Annotated in this window: 19 protein-coding genes and 1 pseudogene; 11 read left to right on the top strand and 9 right to left on the bottom strand. The window is 72.4% G+C overall.

Annotated elements, in window-relative coordinates:
• Positions 1-77: 77 nt before the first annotated feature.
• The 7 genes from ACIP4Z_RS08175 to ACIP4Z_RS08145 all read right to left on the bottom strand — a co-directional run bounded on the left by ACIP4Z_RS08175 (position 78) and on the right by ACIP4Z_RS08145 (position 7,452).
• Positions 78-491 (bottom strand): DUF3151 domain-containing protein, encoded by a 414-nt coding sequence (locus tag ACIP4Z_RS08175; protein WP_355346204.1) that lies wholly within the window; start codon positions 489-491, stop codon positions 78-80.
• A gap of 281 nt (positions 492-772) precedes the next feature.
• Entirely contained in the window at positions 773-1,795 is a 1,023-nt protein-coding gene (gene fbaA, locus ACIP4Z_RS08170; protein ID WP_355346207.1) for a class II fructose-bisphosphate aldolase, read from the bottom strand.
• Positions 1,796-2,113: 318 nt separating this feature from the next.
• Positions 2,114-2,656 (bottom strand): orotate phosphoribosyltransferase, encoded by a 543-nt coding sequence (gene pyrE / locus ACIP4Z_RS08165; protein WP_391041562.1) that lies wholly within the window; start codon positions 2,654-2,656, stop codon positions 2,114-2,116.
• 29 nt (positions 2,657-2,685) lie between these two features.
• On the bottom strand, positions 2,686-3,489 hold the full coding sequence (locus ACIP4Z_RS08160) for an aldose 1-epimerase (protein WP_401305910.1): 804 nt from the start codon (positions 3,487-3,489) through the stop codon (positions 2,686-2,688).
• A gap of 23 nt (positions 3,490-3,512) precedes the next feature.
• Complete coding sequence (locus ACIP4Z_RS08155) at positions 3,513-4,625, bottom strand: CoxG family protein (RefSeq protein ID WP_401305909.1); 1,113 nt, start codon at positions 4,623-4,625, stop codon at positions 3,513-3,515.
• 385 nt (positions 4,626-5,010) lie between these two features.
• Positions 5,011-6,615: a polyamine aminopropyltransferase gene (locus ACIP4Z_RS08150; RefSeq protein ID WP_401305907.1), complete on the bottom strand. Its 1,605-nt coding sequence runs from the start codon at positions 6,613-6,615 to the stop codon at positions 5,011-5,013.
• Positions 6,616-6,927: 312 nt separating this feature from the next.
• The gene (locus ACIP4Z_RS08145) at positions 6,928-7,452 is read right to left on the bottom strand and encodes a DUF2617 family protein (protein ID WP_355346222.1); all 525 of its coding nucleotides are present in this window, start codon (positions 7,450-7,452) and stop codon (positions 6,928-6,930) included.
• 366 nt (positions 7,453-7,818) lie between these two features.
• Between ACIP4Z_RS08145 and ACIP4Z_RS08140 the strand changes: the two genes are divergently transcribed.
• The 10 genes and pseudogenes from ACIP4Z_RS08140 to ACIP4Z_RS08095 all read left to right on the top strand — a co-directional run bounded on the left by ACIP4Z_RS08140 (position 7,819) and on the right by ACIP4Z_RS08095 (position 15,573).
• Positions 7,819-8,991 (top strand): pyridoxal phosphate-dependent aminotransferase, encoded by a 1,173-nt coding sequence (locus ACIP4Z_RS08140; protein ID WP_401305904.1) that lies wholly within the window; start codon positions 7,819-7,821, stop codon positions 8,989-8,991.
• 324 nt (positions 8,992-9,315) lie between these two features.
• Entirely contained in the window at positions 9,316-9,576 is a 261-nt protein-coding gene (locus ACIP4Z_RS08135; protein ID WP_391041569.1) for a ribbon-helix-helix protein, CopG family, read from the top strand.
• Positions 9,573-10,019, top strand: a complete 447-nt coding sequence (locus ACIP4Z_RS08130) for a type II toxin-antitoxin system VapC family toxin (protein ID WP_401305902.1) — start codon at positions 9,573-9,575, stop codon at positions 10,017-10,019. Before ACIP4Z_RS08135 ends, ACIP4Z_RS08130 begins: the two co-directional genes overlap by 4 nt.
• A 15-nt stretch (positions 10,020-10,034) precedes the next feature.
• Positions 10,035-10,337, top strand: a pseudogene (locus ACIP4Z_RS08125) (aminotransferase); the annotation flags it as partial.
• Positions 10,338-10,433: 96 nt separating this feature from the next.
• A complete protein-coding gene (locus ACIP4Z_RS08120) occupies positions 10,434-11,348 on the top strand; it encodes an ABC transporter ATP-binding protein (protein WP_401306033.1) in 915 nt (304 codons plus the stop codon).
• A complete protein-coding gene (locus tag ACIP4Z_RS08115) occupies positions 11,345-12,349 on the top strand; it encodes an iron-siderophore ABC transporter substrate-binding protein (protein WP_401305900.1) in 1,005 nt (334 codons plus the stop codon). Before ACIP4Z_RS08120 ends, ACIP4Z_RS08115 begins: the two co-directional genes overlap by 4 nt.
• Before the next feature lie 20 nt (positions 12,350-12,369).
• Entirely contained in the window at positions 12,370-14,460 is a 2,091-nt protein-coding gene (locus ACIP4Z_RS08110) for an iron ABC transporter permease (protein WP_401305898.1), read from the top strand.
• Between the two features lie 96 nt (positions 14,461-14,556).
• The gene (locus ACIP4Z_RS08105) at positions 14,557-14,823 is read left to right on the top strand and encodes a type II toxin-antitoxin system prevent-host-death family antitoxin (protein WP_391041576.1); all 267 of its coding nucleotides are present in this window, start codon (positions 14,557-14,559) and stop codon (positions 14,821-14,823) included.
• Positions 14,824-14,832: 9 nt separating this feature from the next.
• On the top strand, positions 14,833-15,093 hold the full coding sequence (locus ACIP4Z_RS08100; RefSeq protein WP_355346234.1) for a Txe/YoeB family addiction module toxin: 261 nt from the start codon (positions 14,833-14,835) through the stop codon (positions 15,091-15,093).
• Positions 15,094-15,195: 102 nt separating this feature from the next.
• Positions 15,196-15,573 (top strand): VOC family protein, encoded by a 378-nt coding sequence (locus ACIP4Z_RS08095; protein ID WP_355346237.1) that lies wholly within the window; start codon positions 15,196-15,198, stop codon positions 15,571-15,573.
• A gap of 12 nt (positions 15,574-15,585) precedes the next feature.
• On the opposite strand, the gene ACIP4Z_RS08090 is transcribed toward ACIP4Z_RS08095, so the two are convergent.
• Positions 15,586-16,185: a GNAT family N-acetyltransferase gene (locus ACIP4Z_RS08090; RefSeq protein WP_391158257.1), complete on the bottom strand. Its 600-nt coding sequence runs from the start codon at positions 16,183-16,185 to the stop codon at positions 15,586-15,588.
• 468 nt (positions 16,186-16,653) lie between these two features.
• Between ACIP4Z_RS08090 and ACIP4Z_RS08085 the strand changes: the two genes are divergently transcribed.
• Positions 16,654-17,808: a hypothetical protein gene (locus tag ACIP4Z_RS08085; RefSeq protein ID WP_355346243.1), complete on the top strand. Its 1,155-nt coding sequence runs from the start codon at positions 16,654-16,656 to the stop codon at positions 17,806-17,808.
• Between the two features lie 34 nt (positions 17,809-17,842).
• Here the strand turns inward: ACIP4Z_RS08085 and ACIP4Z_RS08080 are convergent, their stop codons facing one another.
• A complete protein-coding gene (locus ACIP4Z_RS08080) occupies positions 17,843-18,388 on the bottom strand; it encodes a YbjN domain-containing protein (RefSeq protein ID WP_355346246.1) in 546 nt (181 codons plus the stop codon).
• Positions 18,389-18,464: the final 76 nt, after the last annotated feature.

Genomic DNA, 18,464 nt, shown 5'->3' with positions numbered 1-18,464 from the left:
CTGCGACAAAGCACGTTCCCCCTGGTGAGACCCAGGGGGAACGCGGGGGAAACAGGAAGAGAAGGGCGGGCCGGCCGTCAGGTCAGGGTGTCGGCGGCGGTCGGCGAGCTGTCCCGCAGGAAGACCGTGCAGCGCTCGTACTCGTCCTGCTCGCCGATCGCCTGGGCGGCGCGGGCCAGCGCGTGCAGGGCGCGGAGGAAGCCGCGGTTCGGCTCGTGCTCGAAGGGCACGGGACCGTGGCCCTTCCACCCGGCGCGGCGCAGCGAGTCGAGGCCGCGGTGGTAGCCGGTACGGGCGTAGGCGTACGACTCCACGACGCTGCCGGCCTCGAAGGCGTCGTCGGCGAGCTGCGCCCAGACCAGCGAGGAGGCCGGGTATTTCGCCGCGACCTCGGCGGGCGCGGTACCGGAGGCGAGCAGTTCGCGCGGCTCCGGGTCTTCGGGCAGATGGGTCGGGGCGGGTCCCCCGAGCAGGTTCTCGTTGATGGCCATGCGTTCCAGTCTGCCCGAGCCCCCACCGTAAAGGCCCCCGGCAGATGCCAGGGGCCTTCGGCGGCGAGCCCGAAACCGCGCGGGGAGGCCCGGAGGCCGCCCGCACATCCAGCCGTACGAGGGCCGCCGACGTCATGCGGTCCGTCCCGGAACCCGTCCGGAAGCCGGCCCTGTGCAGTACGCCGTCCCGGAACCCGTCCGGAAGCCGGTCCCGTCCGGAAGCCGGTCCCGTCCGGAAGCTGGCCCTGTGCGGAACGCCGTCCCGGAAACCGTCCGGAGGACTACTTGCGCTTGTTGCCCGCCGACCGCAGGTTCTCGGCGGCGACGACCACGCGGGCGGCCATGCCGGCCTCGGCGGCCTTGCCCCAGACGCGGGGGTCGTAGGTCTTCTTGTTGCCGACCTCGCCGTCGACCTTCAGGACGCCGTCGTAGTTGCGGAACATGTGGTCCGCGACGGGCCGGGTGAAGGCGTACTGGAGGTCGGTGTCGATGTTCATCTTGACGACGCCGTTCTCCAGCGCCTCGTTGATCTCCTCGAGCGTGGAGCCCGAGCCGCCGTGGAAGACGAAGTCGAAGGCGTTGGCCTTGCCGTACTTCTGGGCGACCGCGTCCTGGAGCTCCTTGAGGATGCCCGGACGCAGGACGACGTTGCCCGGCTTGTAGACGCCGTGGACGTTGCCGAAGGAGGCGGCCAGCAGGTAGCGGCCCTGCTCGCCCAGGCCGACGGCCTCAACGGTGCGGTAGGCGTCGTCGACGGTGGTGTAGAGGTTGTCGTTGATCTCGTGCGAGACGCCGTCCTCCTCACCGCCGGTCGGGGTGATCTCCATCTCCAGGATGATCTTGGCCTTGACGGCCTCGGCCAGCAGCTCCTTGGCGATGGCGAGGTTGTCGTCCAGGTTCTCCGCCGAGCCGTCCCACATGTGGGACTGGAACAGCGGGTCGCGGCCCGCGGCCACTCGCTCCTGCGAGACCTTCAGCAGCGGACGCACGTACGCGTCCAGCTTGTCCTTGGGACAGTGGTCGGTGTGCAGCGCGACCGTGATCGGGTACTTCTCGGCCACGATGTGCGCGAACTCGGCGAGCGCGACCGAGCCGGTCACCATGTCCTTGTTGTACTGACCGCCCAGGAACTCCGCGCCGCCCGTGGAGATCTGGATGATGCCGTCGCTCTCCGCCTCGGCGAGGCCGCGCAGCGCGGCGTGCAGGGTCTGCGACGAGGTGACATTGATGGCCGGGTAGGCGAACTTGCCTGCCTTCGCCCGGTCGAGCATCTCGCTGTAGACCTCGGGGGTTGCGATGGGCATCGTGTCCGCTCCTCATGATCTGCGGGTGGTCCTGCTGTGGCCTTACTGGCGTGGCGACGTCTTTGTCGCCCCCATCTTCCCAGACTCGAACGGATACACCACCTCCGTGCACACCCAGTGGACGACGGCCTCTGGAGTGTTTCACGTGAAACACTCCAGAGGCCGGAAAAACGCAGGTCAGAGCCGGTCGAAAGCGCTCAGGACCCGGTCGGGGCAAGCTCGGAGCCCGCTCCGCGCCGACTCAGGACCGACTCAGGATTGACTCAGGACCGGCTCAGGACCGCGACACGGCTGCGCGACTCAGGCGGCTCACGCGACTCAGGCGAGGCCCAGGTCGTCCAGCGAGTACGCGGCCAGGTACGGCAGTCCCGCGTCCGCGATCGCCCCGGCCGCGCCGCGGTCCACGATGACGGCGACGGCCACCACCTCGCCGCCCGCCTCCCGTACCGCCTCGACCGCGGTCAGCGGCGAACCGCCCGTGGTCGAGGTGTCCTCGACCACCAGCACGCGGCGGCCCTTGACCTCGGCGCCCTCGATACGGCGCTGCAAGCCGTGCGCCTTGTTGGCCTTGCGGACCACGAACGCGTCGAGCCGCTGCCCGCGCGCCGCGGCGGCGTGCAGCATCGAGGTGGCCACCGGGTCGGCGCCGAGCGTCAGCCCGCCCACCGCGTCGAAGTCCAGTTCGGCGGTGAGGTCGAGCATCACCTGTCCGGCGAGCGGCGCGGCCTCGCCGTCCAGGGTGATCCGGCGCAGGTCGACGTAGAAGTCGGCCTCGAGCCCCGAGGAGAGGGTCACCTTGCCGTGCACCACGGCCTTGTCCTTGATCTGCCGCAGCAGCGCGTCTCGCGTCTGGTCACTCATGCCGACCAGTATCCCGGCAGGCCGGGGGCTCAGCCGATCCGGTGCCAGGTCCACTCCGTGCTGATCTCCAGCGGGTCGATCGGGGTGACCAGGCGGGGCAGGGTGTTGAGGCCGTTCGGCGGGCCGGACTGGGGCTCGACGCAGACCGCCTCGGTCGGCTCGGTGTAGACGACCGCCCATTCGGAGGGGCTGGTCACCCGGACCGTCATCTCGCCGGGCCAGGTGAGGGCGATGTCCACGCCGTCGGGCATGCCGAAGCAGTCGTCCCAGGGGCCGGGCCTGGGGTCGACGCGGTTGCCGTTCGGCAGGTGGTTGTCGCCGCGCTCCTCCTGCCAGGCGGCGGTGAAGGCCAGTTCGACGTCCTGGCCGCCCTGGCCGAGGTTGCGCAGCCACCACGGGTGCCAGCCCGCCTGCGCGGGGAAGGAGTCGCCGGACGCGTCGGCCTCGACGCTGAGCGTCAGCTTCACCGAGTGCGGGGCCAACTCGACGGTGTGCGTCACCCGTCCGGGGTACGGCCACGGCTCGGCGAGGTCGAAGTAGTACGCGGCGGTGGTCTCGGTCGCGGGCGCGGCCTCCTGCCAGGCGGTGTGGCGCCCGGTGCCGTGGATGGCGTGCGGGGGCGCGTCGACGGGGAGTTGATGGGTGACGCCGCCGTTGCGGAACACCCCGTTCTCCGTACGGCCGCACCACGGCACCATCAGGAAGGCGCCGAATTTGTCTCCCTGGCGCAGGAGTTCGGTCCCGCCGACCTTCAATGAGGCGATCCGGCAGCCGTCGTGGGGCCGCAGGATCAGTTCGGCGTCGCCCGCCGTCAGCTTCGTCTCGTTCGACACGGAACGAGAGTAACCGGGCTGTGTTACCTGCGGCGTCGCAGCACCCGGCCGACGACCACGGCGGACGCGACGAGAGCCGCGGCGGCGGGTGCCGCCCAGCGCAGGGTCGCCGCCGCGGAGGTGGCGTCCGGCGCGGGTACGGGCGCGTAGCGTCCGCGCGGCGGCGCGTGGTCGACCTCCTCGGCGCTGCGGCCGATCATCGTGCGGCGGGCGTGCGCGGCCTCGGCGGGCGGCACCAGGTCGTCCAGCGCGGCGGCGCTCTCCGGGACCTCCACCTCGACCTCGACCAGCTCGAAGTCGTCCAGGTCGGACGGCGGGGCGGGCTCGCCGAGGTCGTCCACGACGTCCGCCTCGGGCTCGGCGGGCTCGGCGTCCTCATCGGAGTCGGCCTCGTCGGCGGCGGTGTGGGTGTCGGAGGTGTCGGACTCCGTGGTGATCCGGGGGTCCCCGGCGGGCGTGTCGGCGGCGTCCTCCGCGGTGTCATCAGCGGTGTCAGCCGTATCGCCAGCGGTGTCGGCGGCTTCCTCGGCCACGGCGTCCGCCGCTCCCGCCTCGGCGCCCGGCTCGTCCGGCCGCTCCGAGGCCGCCCCTGCCTCCACGACCGGCACGATCGTTTCTTCGACGGTCACGTCCGAGGACGCCGGGTCCGGGGCCGGGTCCTCCTCCGGCGCGTGCGCCGCCAGGTCCGCGGAGAAACGGTCCAGCAGCCGCCGTACCGCCGCTTCCACGACGTCCGGCTCGTACGACGCCAGGCGGCCCTCGGCCTGGGCCGCGCCGCGGAAGATCAGCAGAGCGCCCGGCTCCGGGTGCGTGGCCTCGGCCACGACGATCTCCAGCGTGGCCTTGACCGTGCCCGTACCGCGCACCTCCGTACCGCTCGCCTCCGCCGCGAAGGGCGACGAGGCGCCGGTGACGCGGACCGTGCCGCGGTAGGTGATCGTGGAGCCGCCCACGCGCAGGCGGAGGCGGCCCGCGGCGCCGCCTTCCGGCGCGGACCCGTCAGCCCCGTCGGCGCCGTCCGCGGCGCCGGACGCGTCCGGCTGCCAGCCGGGCAGGCTCGCGGTCACGCGCGCGGGGCTGCGCAGGGCGTGGCCGATGCGGGTGGGGCTGACCGGGACGAAGACCTCGTGCTCCATGCGGCGGAGCCTACCCACCGGGACGGTGCCACGCGGCTTCGCGGGCGGAACTTTTTACGGGCATACGTGGCACGCGGCCCCGGCCCGTACGGACGCGCCCGCCGCCGTACGCCACCGCCGTACACCCGCAGGCCCAGGCCCGTACGGACGCGCCCGCCGCCGTACGCCACCGCCGTACACCCTCCCCCTTGTGCACCCGCCCGCCGCCGTACACCCGCCCCCTTGTGCACACGCCCGCCGCCGTACACCCGCCCCCTTGTGCACACGCCCGGCGCCGTACGCCCGTCCCCCTGTCGACGCGCCCGCCGCCGTACGCCCGCCCCCGCACCCGTACGCGGGCGTCCCGTCCCCTTACGCCACCCGGCGTCCCCGCTGGCCGGCCGTCTCACCGCACCCTCGGGCGCAGCAACGTCGAGGCCGGGAGGGACTCGGTGGGGCGGCCGGCCAGCGGGGCGGCGGCGGCCTTGCGCAGCAGCGCGGGGGTCAGCCAGAGGTCAGGGGGGTGGCGGGGCGGGAGGGCGATGGCGGGGGTGGTGAGGCCGGACAGCACGAAGCCCCAGTTCGTGGCGGACGGCGGCACCGAGCCCGACCAGCGGTCGGGCCCCGCCTGCGCCCCGCACGTGCGGCCGGTGATCCAGTACGGCGCCGTCCGCAGCCCCACCGCCCGCAAGGTGGCCTCGATGGTCCAGAAGGTGTGCGTGGAGGCGCTGGGCGTGCCCGCGTGGACGGCGAGCCGCCCGCCGGGGGCCAGCGTGCGCGCGGCGAGCCCGTAGAACTCCTCCGAGTACAGCTTCGCGCTGCGCGAGATCCCCGGGTCCGGCAGGTCGGCGATGATCACGTCGAACGGTCCGCGCCGCTCCTCGCGCAGCCAGTCGAAGGCGTCGGCCGTGACGGCGGTGACGCGCGGGTCGTCGTACGCGTGCCGGTTGAGCGCGGACAGGCCGGGGTCGGTACGGGCGAGGCGGACGAGTTCGTCGTCGAGGTCCACGACGGTGACGGCGCGGACCCCGCTGTAGCGCAGCGTCTCGCGCAGGGCGAGGCCGTCGCCGCCGCCGAGGATGAGGACGCGGCCGTGCGGGCCGTTCATCGCGGGGTGCACCAGGGCCTGGTGGTAACGGAATTCGTCCGTGCCGCAGACCCGTAGCCGTCCGTCCAGGAAGAGTTGGAGCGGGGCTCCGGTCCTGCCGCCGCCGGTGAGGACGACCTCCTGCACGGCGGTCTGTTCCGCGACGCGCACCTGTCCCCCGTACACCGCGTGCCGCGCCGCCGCTTCGAAGGGCCCGGCGGCAGCGGCGGCGGCGCCGAGCACCGCGAGCACGGAGACGTTCGCGGCCAGCAGCCACCAGCGGGTGCGGGCGGACAGGTCGCCGCGGAAGAGCCACAGCACGGTCGCGCCGCCCGCCACCGCGTTGACCACGCCGGTGGCCAGCGCGCCGGTCAACTGCCCGAAGTGCGGCAGGAGAAGGAAGGGGAAGGCGAGGCCGCCGACGAGCGCGCCCACGTAGTCCGCGGCGAAGAGGTCGGCGACGGCGCCGCCCGCGTCCTGCCGCCGGATCCGCTGGACGAGCGTCATCAGCAGCGGTACCTCGGCGCCGATCAGCACGCCGATCGCGAACGCGCAGCCGATCATGGCCAGTCGGGCCTGTCCCGCCCACGCGAAGCAGGCGTAGAGCGCCATCACCGACAGCCCGCCGACCAGCGCGAGCGCCGTCTCGACGGCGGCGAAACCGGCCGCGGCCCGTATCCGCAGCCGCTTGGCGAGCAGCGAGCCGCAGCCCATCGCGAAGACCATCACGGAGAGGATGACCGACGCCTGGGTGACGGAGTCGCCGACCAAGTAGGAGGCGAGCGCGACGAGTTCGAGCTCGTAGACCAGACCGCAGGCGGCGCAGACGAAGACGGCGGCCAGGACCAGCGCGCGTGCGGCGCCCGCAGCCACGGGAAGCCGCAGGTCGAGTGGTGCCGCGGTGCGGCCTGGCTGGTCGATCATGAATGCACGCTATGTCAGTCCGGTGGCGGCACAAGTCACCCACAGGGGTGTAATCAGGGGCGGTTGACGGCGCTTTCGCGGACCGCACCGGCGCACGGGGGTACGGGTGCGGCGCACGGTGTGGACGTATGTACCGTCGGCCGTACGGGCGTTCGTCCGCCGGTGCGTACGGAGGTACGGTTCGCGCGCCGGACCGCCCGCGCGCGGGTGCCGCCGACGTGCGTCCGTACCGCACGGGTCGGGAGGCGCGGCTTCGCACGGGTCGGGAGGCGCGGCTCCGCGCGGACCGGCGCCGTACGCCCCAACACCCCTTCAAGGAAGGGCGTTCACCCGGGTCCTGGTGGTCACCAGCCGTCCCTCCTGCGGGTACGCGTGCCAGGTGCGCCACCGCACACTGCCCTCCGCGCACTGCACGAGCATCGCGGTGAAGGCGTGCGGGTCGCCGGGGAAGGTGCCCGCGAGGCCGTTGGGGTGGTCGGCGACCAGCGCGAGCAACTCCTGGGCGCGGCCCGCGAAGGAGCCCTGCGACAGCGTCTCGATCCGGGCCGCGAACTCGTAGTCCCAGCCGCCGACCCTGCGTGCCACGCCGAACGGCAGCGGCGCCTGGCTGCCCGGCATGCACGCGACGGTCTCCGAACACCCGCCGTCACGACCGGTGTCGACCAGTACCTGGTGGGACGCGCCGAGCAGCCGCATCTGGACCTTGGCCCGCAGCCCGCGCGTGTCGCCGACTTCGAGGTCGAGCACGGCGAGCGCGGGCAGCGGGTCCTTCCCGAGACACCACGCGAGGTCTCCGGCACGGGTGTCGGTGTAGGCGGTCTGGAGGGTGGTGAGCATGGGTCGGCTCCGCAAGCACGCAGTGGATGATGGGCCGACCCGCGTCTGACGGAGAGACGCGGCGGCTCGGTGCCCACGTGGGGTCCGGTAGATCCGAGAGCTACGGAATCATGAAACTCGCGCCGTCCTCAGCGTTTTTACCCATCTGTGCGTACTTTCCATCCCTTGGAGCGCTTAAGGGCTCACGTGTTCACTACGTCGTTCCCACACCGCTTCCGGGCGCGCCCGGCGCACACCCCCGGCGGCGGACGCCGTACGGTACGGAACCCGGGACGCGTCCCGGTACGGTCCCCGTACGGTTCCGACGGAGAGTGGGTGCGGGAAATGGGCGGGCGGGAAGCGGACGGGCTGGAAGCAGGTGGGCGCATGCGGGACAGGCCGCTGCTGAACCGCCGCCTCGACGGCCTCGGTACGACGATCTTCGCCGAGATGTCGGCGCTGGCCCTCTCGACCGGCGCGATCAACCTCGGCCAGGGCTTCCCCGACACCGACGGTCCCGAGTCCGTACGGGAGGCGGCCGTCCGCGCCCTGCGCGGCGGCCGCGGCAACCAGTACCCGCCGGGCCCCGGCGTCCCCGAGCTGCGGCGCGCCGTCGCCGACCACCAACGCCGTTTCTACGGGCTCGACTTCGACCCCGACACCGAGGTCCTGGTCACCGCGGGCGCCACCGAGGCCATCGCCGCCGCGATGCTCGCCCTGCTCGAACCGGGCGACGAGGTCATCGCGTTCGAGCCGTTCTACGACTCCTACGCCGCCTGCATCGCCATGGCGGGCGCCGTCCGCGTCCCCCTGACCCTGCGCGCCCCCGACTTCCGCCCCGACCTCGCCGCCCTGCGCGCCGCCGTCACGCCTCGTACGCGGCTGCTCCTCCTCAACTCCCCGCACAACCCGACGGGCATGGTCCTCACCCCCGCCGAACTCACCGAGATCGCCGCCATCGCCGTCGACCACGACCTCCTCGTGGTCACCGACGAGGTCTACGAACACCTCGTCTTCGACGGCGTCCACACCCCCCTGATCTCCCTCCCCGGCATGCGCGACCGGACGGTCTCCATCTCCTCAGCGGGCAAGACCTTCTCGTTCACGGGTTGGAAGGTCGGCTGGGTGACGGGGTCGCGGGAGCTGGTGGCCGCCGTCCGCACCACCAAGCAGTTCCTCACCTACGTCGCCTCCGGGCCCTTCCAGTACGCCGTCGCCGAGGCCCTCGCCCTGCCCGACGCCTACTACGCCGACTTCGCCGCCGACCTCCGCGCCAAGCGCGACCTGCTGACGGCGGGCCTGCGCGACGCCGGCTTCCGGACCTACGAGCCCCAGGGCACGTACTTCATCACCACCGACATCACCGAACTCGCCCCCGGCACCGACGCCCTGACCTTCTGCCGCGCCCTCCCCGAACGCTGCGGCGTCGTCGCCGTCCCCAACTCCGTCTTCTACGACCACCCCACCGCCGGCCGCACCCAAGTCCGCTTCGCCTTCTGCAAACGCCCCGAAGTCCTCACCGACGCCGCCGACCGCCTCCGCACGGCATTCAACGGCTGAGAGCCGCCCCATTGGCCGTGCCTGCCAGGAGCCGCAGCCCATCGAAGAACAGGCACGTGATTGCGCCGTGCAGTGCCATGTGACTGACCCGTTCCCGGGCGGCGTGCCCACGAGGTCCGCCGCTCCGCGGCCACCAGCGGCCCGTCCAGCAGCCCGGGTATGTGTTCCCGCCCGGGTGGAACCTCCTCCAGCACGTGCCAGAGCACCCCGGCCCCCAGTCATCCATGGCCCGGAGGCCAGGGGACGCGTTTCGCAGCCAGGCGCTGCTTAACTGTGCCGCCATACGACGTGCACCATTTGTAGTACATGGACTAATATTGGTACATGCCTATGAAGCGCACCAACGTCTACGCCGACCCGGAAGATCTGGCGATCATCAAGGAAGCCGCCGCCCGGCGCGGGGTCAGTGAAGCCGAGATCATCCGGCAGGGCATCCATCTCGCAGCCATGGCGAACCGCGTCTGGGACGAACCGCTTTTCTCCCGCACCTTTGAAGGTTCGGGGCGCACTCCTTCCAAGGACGACGTCCGCAACGCGGTCGCCGACGGCGTCCTGCGCGAGGGCGATTCCGAGGTCACGGCGTGATCATCGTCGTCGCCGACACATCGGGCCTGCTGGCCGCGCTCGACTCCACGCACCCGGAACACCAGGGGGCCAACGAGGCGATCATGGCTGCCGGACTCCTCGTGATGTCCCCACTGCTGCTCGCCGAGATCGATCATGTCGCGACCCGCGAGCTGGGACGGGAAGCGGCTGTCAGCGCGATCGACGACATCCGGCGGTGGATGCGGACAAGCCGGATCGTCGTGCCGGAAATCACCGAGGCTCACCTCTCAGCCGCACAAACGCTGCGCGCCCGGTATACCGCGCTCAGCCTCGATCTCGCCGACGCCGTGAACGTCGCACTCGCTGCCGAGTACGACACTGACGCCGTTCTCACGCTCGACTGCCGGGACTTCCGTGCCGTCCGCCCATTGAGCCGGCACAAATCCTTCCGCATCCTGCCCGACGACCTACCGCTGCAATGAGTGCGTGAAAACGGAGTGGCCTGGGTGACGGGGTCGCGGGAGCTGGTGGCCGCCGTCCGCACCACGAAGCAATTCCTCACCTACGAGCCCCAGGGCACGTACTTCATCACCGCCGACATCACCGAACTCGCCCCCGGCACCGACGCCCTGACCTTCTGCCGCGCCCTCCCCGAACGCTGCGGCGTCGTCGCCGTCCCCAACTCCGTCTTCTACGACCACCCCACCGCCGGCCGCACCCAAGTCCGCTTCGCCTTCTGCAAACGCCCCGAAGTCCTCCGCGACGCCGCCGACCGCCTCCGCAAGGCGTTCAACGGCTGAGGGTCCCGGAGGGGCAGAGGTGACCCCGGCGGGAAGGGGGGATTAGGTTAGGCTAACCTAAGCGGTGTGAGAGCTGGGGAGAGTGCTGGCGGCGGGATGCCCTCGCGGGGGCATGAGTTGGCGGCCACAGGGATGACGGTCGCGTACGACCGGGTGGATGTCGTGCATGACGCCGCCGTGTCGCTGCGGCCGGGCGAGGTGACGGCGCTGGTGGGGCCGAACGGCAGTGGGAAGTCGACGCTGCTGCGGACGCTGGCGCGGTTGCAGCGGGCCCGGGAGGGCGCGTTGACGCTGGACGCGGGGACGGACGGATTCCAGCTCACGTCACGGGAGTTCGCGCGGCAGGTGGCGCTGCTGACCCAGGGGCGGCCGACGCCGAGCGGGCTGAGCGTGCGGGACGTCGTGGAGTTCGGCCGGTATCCGCACCGGGGGCGCTGGGGCCGGCCGGACCCCGGCGGGACCGGCGCGGTGGAGCGGGCTCTGACACTGACCGGGGTCGAGCACCTGGCCGCGCGGGGCGTCGAGCACCTGTCGGGGGGACAGCTCCAGCGGGTCTGGCTCGCGAGCTGCCTCGCGCAGGAGACCGGCGTGCTGCTGCTCGACGAGCCGACGACGTATCTCGACCTGCGGTACCAGATCGAACTGCTCGACCTGATCCGCGACCTCGCCGACGACCACGGGATCGCGGTCGGCGTCGTCCTGCACGACCTCGACCAGGCCGCGGCCGTCGCCGACCGCGTCGCGCTGCTCCACGACGGCCGGATCGTCGCCGACGGCCTCCCCGAGGACGTCCTGACCCCCGAACGCCTCACCGAGGTCTACGGCATCCGGGTCGACGTCGACACCGACCCCTCGACCGGCCGGCTGCGGACCCGTGCCGTCGGCCGCCACCACAGCAGAAGCCAGACCGAGAACCGGACCACAAGCGACCGGAACACAAACGACCCGACCACAAGCGACCGGACCAGAAGCGACCGGACCAGAAGCGAAAGGCTCCACCCCACCTCATGAGACGCCTCCCCGTACCCGCCGCCGCAGCCACCGTCGCCGCCGTCGCGGCCCTCGCCCTGACCGGATGCGGAACGACGCACTCCGCCGCCGACGAGTCGGTCAAGACCACGGAGTCCGCCTCCGCTTCGGCCCCGGGGCCGATCACCCTCACCGACGCCAGCGGTACGGAGGTACGCCTCGACGCGCCCGCCACCAAGGTCATCGGCACCGAGTGGAACGTCGTCGAGGACCTGGTCGCGCTCGGCGTCGACCCGGTCGGCGTCGCCGATGTGAAGGGGTACACGGACTGGGACAAGGCCGCCCCGCTGAAGAACTCCCCCAAGGACATCGGCACCCGCGGCGAGCCGAGCATGGACACGATCGCGGCCCTGTCGCCCGACCTCATCGTCGCGACCACCGACCTCACCTCGTCCGCCGTGACCCAACTGCGGAAGATCGCCCCCGTCCTCCAGATCAGGTCCGCCGACTCCACCGACCAGATCGGCCTGATGACGAAGTCCCTCGACCTCATCGCGCAGGCGACCGGCACCACGCGGAAGGCGACCGAGGTCAAGCAGGCGTTCGACGCGAAGCTCGCGGAGGGCAAGAAGGCCCTCGCGGACGCCGGTCTCGCCGGGACCCCGTACGCCTTCGGGGACGGGTACGTGCAGGCCAACCAGGTCTCGATACGCCCATTCACCAGCGGCTCCCTGATCGGGAACGTCAACGAGCGGATCGGCCTCACGAACGCCTGGAAGGTCAAGGGCGACAAGGACTACGGCCTGGCCACCACCGACGTCGAGGGCCTCACCGGGCTCGGCGACATCCGCTTCACCTACATCGCGAACGCCTCCGACGGCGACCCCTTCGCCGACACCCTCGCCAAGAACGCCGTCTGGAAGTCGCTGCCCTTCGTCAAGGCGGGCCACGTGAGCCGACTGCCCGACGGCGTCTGGATGTTCGGCGGTCCCGCGTCGATGGAGGCGTACGTGGACGCCGTCGTCGCCGCCCTCACGAAGTAGCGAAAGGGCGAAGCAGCGCCGTGAGCGTCACGACTCCCCCGCGCACCACCGAGCCCGCGTCCGACGCACGGACGCCCGCGCCCGCCCAGGGCGCGGCCGCGGTGACGGCCGGACTGGTCCTCGTCCTCGTCCTCGCGGTCGCCGTCCTCGCCGTCGTCGACATCACGCAGGGCACCGCCGACGTCGGCGCGGGCGAGGTGTGGAAGGCGCTGACCGGACGCGCGGAGCACGGCGACGCCTCCGTGGTCATCGCCTCGCGGCTGCCCCGCATGGTCGCGGGCCTCGTCGTCGGCGTCGCGCTCGGCGCGGCCGGCGCCGCGCTCCAGGCGGTCAGCCGGAACGTACTCGCCGCGCCCGACACGCTCGCGGTCAACGCGGGCTCGTACCTGGCGCTCGGCATCCTCACCGTCACCGGCGCCTCGCTGCCGCTGCTCGCCTCCTCGGGCGTCGCGTTCGTCGGCGGTCTCGCGGCGGCGGCGCTGGTGCTCGCGCTGTCCGGGCTCGGGGCCGGGACCGTACGGCTGGTGCTGGCGGGCAGCGCCCTCGCGCTCGGCCTCGGCTCGGTCACCGACGCGCTGCTCCTGCTCTTCCCCGAGCAGACCAACGGCCTCTACCAATGGAGCCAGGGCAGCATCAGCCAGAACGGCTTCGACGGCGTGAACCAGATGGCGCCGATCGCCCTGCTCGCCCTGCTCGGGCTGCTGCTGGCCGGCCGCCGCATCGACGCGCTCGCGCTCGGCGACGACGCGGCCCGCGGGCTCGGCGTGCCGGTCCTGGGCACCCGCGTCACGGTCGTCCTGCTCACGACGCTGCTGTCCGCGGCGGCGGTGACACTGGCCGGGCCGATCGGCTTCGTCGGCCTGTGCGCGCCCGCGCTCGTCCGCCCGCTGGCCCGGCGGTTCCGCGGTCTGGTCAGGGCGCGGGCGGCCGTTCCGGTCGCCGGGCTCGCCGGCGCGGCGCTGGTCCTCGGCTCCGACGTGCTGCTGCGGGCCACGGTCGGCGCCGAGTCGGCGGTCGCCGTGCCCACCGGGGTCATCACGAGCGTCGCGGGCTCCGTGTTCCTCGTCGTGATCGCGCTGCGCACCCGCGGCTCCGGCGCGTCCGCCGCGCCGGACCGGCTGCGTATCCCCAGCCGGGCGGCGTTCGTCGCCGTCCTGGCCGTACTCGTGGCCGTGTTCGTCGCCGCGGCCGTCGCGGCGGTGCTTCTCGGCGACACCAAGCTGCTGCTCGGCGACGTCGTGAACTGGGCGCAGGGCAGGGCCGACCACGTCGTCACCTTCGTCCTCGACACCCGCGTGCCCCGCGTGCTGGCCGCGCTCCTGGCGGGCGCCGCGCTCGCCCTGTCCGGGACGCTCGTCCAGGCCGTCACCCGCAATCCGCTCGCCGAGCCCGGCATCCTCGGCGTCTCGGGCGGCGCCGGTCTCGGCGCCGTGCTGCTGGTCACCACCGTGCCGACCGCCGGGTCGTGGAGCGTGGCGGGCGCGGCCTTCGCGGGCGCGGCGGCCACCGCCGCGGTCGTCTTCGGGCTCTGCGCCCGGGGCGGTTTCCAGCAGAACCGGCTCGTCCTGGTCGGTGTCGGCGCCGCCGCCGGGACCTCGGCCCTGATCAGCCTGCTCATCGTCCTCACCGACCCGTTCAACGCGACGAAGGCGCTGATCTGGCTGTCCGGTTCGACGTACGGCAGGACCATGCCCGATGTGCTGCCGGTCGCGGCCGTCCTCGTCGTCGGCGCCGCCGTGGCCTTCTCCCGCCGCGCCGAACTCGACCTCGTCTCGCTCGACGACGACACCCCGCGCCTGCTTGGCCTCGCCCTCGGGCCGACCCGCCTCGGCCTGCTCGGCGTCAGCGTCCTGCTCAGCGCCACCGCGGTCGCCGCCGCGGGCACGATCGGCTTCGTCGGCCTCGTCGCCCCGCACGCCGCCCGCGCCCTCGCCGGCCGCCGCCACATCCGCGTCATCCCCGTCGCCGTCCTCCTCGGCGCCACCCTCGTCTCCGTCGCCGACCTCCTCGGCCGCACGGTCATCGCCCCCGCCCAGCTCGGCGCGGGCCTGATGACAGCGGTCATCGGGGCGCCGTACTTCGTGTATCTGCTGGTCAGGACGCGGCGGTGACACGGTCACGACGGTGACAGTCGCGCCGGGCGCTCCGGCGCTTGTCACACCCCAGGAGGTCGACGTACAATTTCCTGTACGTAAAGGAGGCCGACTGTGAAGACCATGACGTACTCGGAGTCGCGCGCGCGGTACGCCGAAGTGCTCAACTCCGTCAACGACGACCGCGAAGAGGTCGTCATCACCCGGGCCGGACACGACCCGGTCGTCATCGTCTCCCTCGAGGACTACGAGTCCCTGAAGGAGACGGCCTACCTGCTGCGCAGCCCGGCGAATGCCCGGCGCCTCCTCGCGTCCATCGACGAGTTGGAGAACGGCGGCGGCACGGTACGCGAACTCGTGACGGACACGACGGACGAATAAGGGCCGCACGTGAAGATCACCTTCTCCTCCCGCGCCTGGGAGGACTACCTGTGGTGGCAGCTTCAGGACCGGAAGATCCTGAAGCGCATCAACACCCTCATCGCGGATATCGCCCGGAACGGGAACGAGGGGATCGGCAAACCGGAACCCCTCAAGCACGGATTCCAGGGCTACTGGTCACGCCGCGTCAATGACGAGCACCGCCTGATCTACCGCGTCACCGAGGACAGCGTCCTGATCGCACAGTGCCGGTACCACTACGAGAGCTGACCTCGAGGACCGACAGGACGGACCGATTCCCGGGGAGCGATGAGTTTTCCGTGCCCCGGCGGTCGTAGGGGGAGGTGTACCTACGAGGAACAGGGAGCGGTCATGTTCGGACAGACGCAGGCGTTCAGCGGATTCTCGGTGGACGACGTGGAAGCGGCGAGGAAGTTCTACGGGGAGACGCTCGGAATCCGGGTGTCCGAGGCGAACGGGCTGCTGACGCTGCACCTCGCCGGGGACCGCAATGTGCTGGTGTACCCGAAGGGGGCGGACCACCGGCCCGCGACCTTCACGATTCTCAACTTCCCCGTGCCGGACATCGACGCGGCCGTGGACGAGCTGGGCCGCCGGGGCGTGCGGTTCGAGCGGTACGAGGGGATGCCGACGGACGAGAAGGGGATCTTCCGCGGCGGCGGCCCGCTGATCGCGTGGTTCACCGACCCGGCCGGGAATGTGCTGTCCGTGCTGGAGCAGGACGCGTAGGGCCCGACGGCCTCACGCGGGCGGCACGACCGCGTCCGTCGCGAGGCGCGCGTGCAGATGGGAGTCGTGGCGCGCGCCCGCCGGGTCGAGGAAGAAGGCCCGCATCAGGCCCTCCTCACGGAAGCCCGCGCGGGCGGCGACCCGGCAGGAGCCGGGGTTGGCCAGCGAGTGGTCGAGGCTGATGCGGTACACGCCGAGGCCGCCCGCGGCGGGGACGGCGAAGGCCCAGCCGGCGGCGGCGTGCAGGGCGCGGGCGGCGACGCCGCGGCCACGGGCGGCCGGGGTGACCCAGTACGCGGCCTCGGCCTGCCCGGGGACGCGGTGGACGTCGCGGATGGTGACGTAGCCGAGCAGGTCGTCCGAGGCGGCGTCGGTGACGGCGAGCGCGGCCGAACCGTTCTGCCAGGAGACCAGCCGCGGCGCGAGCCATATGGCGGCGCGGTCCGCGACCGGCGCGGCGTTGACGGCCAGGCCACCGGCCCAGCGCAGGATCTCCGGGTCCTCCATGGCGCGGGCGACGGCGGGCTCGTCGGACTCGGCGAAGGGGCGCAGACGCAGGTCACCTGCGGTGAGCTCGTGCGGGGTGAGGCTGCGGGCGAATGCGGAAGTCATGTCCGCACCCTAAGCCGGGGGCCGGGGCGGCCCGACGATCACCCGGCGACGGCCCGAGGCGGTCGCCCCGGGACCGCTCGGCGACGGTCGGGTCGGCACCCACCGGCGCCCCAGCAACCGCCCACGCCGGTCACCCGCCACCACCCAGCAACCGCCCGCGCCGGTCACCCGCCACCACCCGGCGACCTCACACCGGTCACCCGCCGGCCCCCCAGCAACCGCCCATGCCGGTCACCCGCCACCACCCGGCGACCGTCACGCCGGTCACCCCCAACCGCCCCGGCGACCGCCCGCGCCGGTCACCCCGCCACCACCCGGTGACCGCAAAAGCGACCCCCCGGCACCCCCGACCGTGGGTGAACGTGCGGCCTCCTCGGGCGTGTCAGACCCGGACCACGGGGCGCGGAGCGCGATAGTCGGTTTGTCCGACTAAGAGAAGTTCGCGAGCCCCCCGAGGAGCCGGGTCCATTGGTCGTCGTCGAACCGGTGACGTCGTCGCCGAAAGCACTGGCCGTGCGGGCGGCGACGGGGGCCGGCCCCGCGGTGGCGGGCTTCGTCGTGGCCCGGATGGCGGGCCTGGTGGTGCTGACGCTGTGGGCGCACCGCACCCACCGCCACCCGCGCGATCTGCTCGGCCTGAGCTGGGACGGCCTCTGGTACCACCGGATCGCGGAGTGGGGCTACGGCACCTTCATCCCGGCCTGGGAGGCGCCGGGCCTGCGGTACGACGATCTGGCCTTCTTCCCGCTCTACCCGATGACGGTGCGCGCCGCCGACGCGGTGCTCCCGGTCGGCTCGGTGGCGTGCGCGCTGCTCGTGGCGTGGGCGGGCGCGGTGGCCGCCGCGTGGGGGATCTACGCGGTGACCGAGCACCGCTACGGCCGCAGGACGGCGACCGCGCTGGTCCTCGTATGGGGGCTGCTGCCGCACTCGGTGGTGCTGTCGATGGCGTACACCGAGTCGCTGATGACGGCCTTCGCCGCCTGGGCGCTGTACGCGGCCGTCACGCGCCGCTGGCTGACCGCCGGGCTGCTGGCCGTACTCGCCGGGCTGACCCGGCCGAACGCCGTCGCCGTGGCCGCCGCCGTCTCGATCGCGGCCCTCGCGCACTGCCGCAGGGACCCGCGCGACTGGCGGGCCTGGGCCGCGGCCGTCGCCGCGCCGCTCGGCTGGTGCGGCTACCTCGGGTGGGTGGGCCTGCGGACCGGGGCCGTCCGCGGCTACTTCGACGTGCAGACCCGCTGGGGCTCGCGGTTCGACTTCGGCCACTACGCGCTGCACTACGTCAAGCACATGGTGCTCGAACCCGAGACGCTCTCCGCCTACATGGCGACGGCGGTGTGCGCGGCGGCGGCCGTCCTGCTCGTACTGGCGCTGCTGGACCGGATGCCGCTGCCGCTGCTGGTGTACGCGGCGGTGCTGGTGGTGATCGCGCTGGGCGGCGCGGGCTTCTTCTCCTGCAAGCCCCGCTTCCTGCTGCCCGCCTTCCCGCTGCTGGTGCCGTGCGCCGCGGCGCTCGCGAAAGCCCGGCCGCGCACCGCCGCCGTGACGGTGGCGGCGCTGGCCGGGATCTCACTCGGCTACGGGACGTACCTGCTGACGGTCGTCCCCGTGCCCCTCTGACGGACCCGTGCCCCTCCGAAGCGAGGGGACCGCGTCAGTCGTCGCTGCCGCCGTCGCCCTCGGCGCCGCCGTCCGTACCGCCCTCGACGTCCTTCTCCAGGCCGAGCGTCTCGCCGACCCACTTGTCGAATTCGATGGACGCGCGCACCCAGCTCACCGTGCTGGACACGAAGTGCTCGAGGCCGACGCCGAGGCCGATCAGGAGCTGGGCCTCGCCGATCAGACGGACGGAGCCGTCGTCGTGCGTGTGCGTGTAGACCTTGGGCCACAGGGTGCGGCGGTTCCAGTCGTCGATGACCTCGTGGAGCTGAGGCTTGTCGTCGACCGAGTACGCGTGGTCGTAGAAGGTCCGGACGGCGAAGACCGCCTGCTCACCCTCGCCGCGGAACATGAAGTACGTGCGGAATTCCTCCCACGGCGCGGCGAGGTCGCCCTCCTCGTCGACGAGGTACTTCAGCTCCATCTGTTCGAGCAACTGCTTGACCAGTTCCTGGTCAGGGATGACCACGCTGCCGGCGGGTCCGTTCGGCTCGGGGTCCTGGCCCCCGAAATTGGGGATCGAGGACGGGTCGATGCTCACGGTGAAGGTTCCCTTCGAGACGTTTCTCCTCCATCCTCCCCCATTCCCGCCGGGCGGTGGCAACCCCCGGCGATAC

The organism is Streptomyces sp. NPDC088910 (assembly GCF_044749865.1).
Classification (GTDB): Bacteria; Actinomycetota; Actinomycetes; order Streptomycetales; family Streptomycetaceae; genus Actinacidiphila.
The sequence above is the reverse complement of the archived record's forward strand: the minus strand, read 5'-3'. Positions and strand labels throughout refer to the sequence as shown.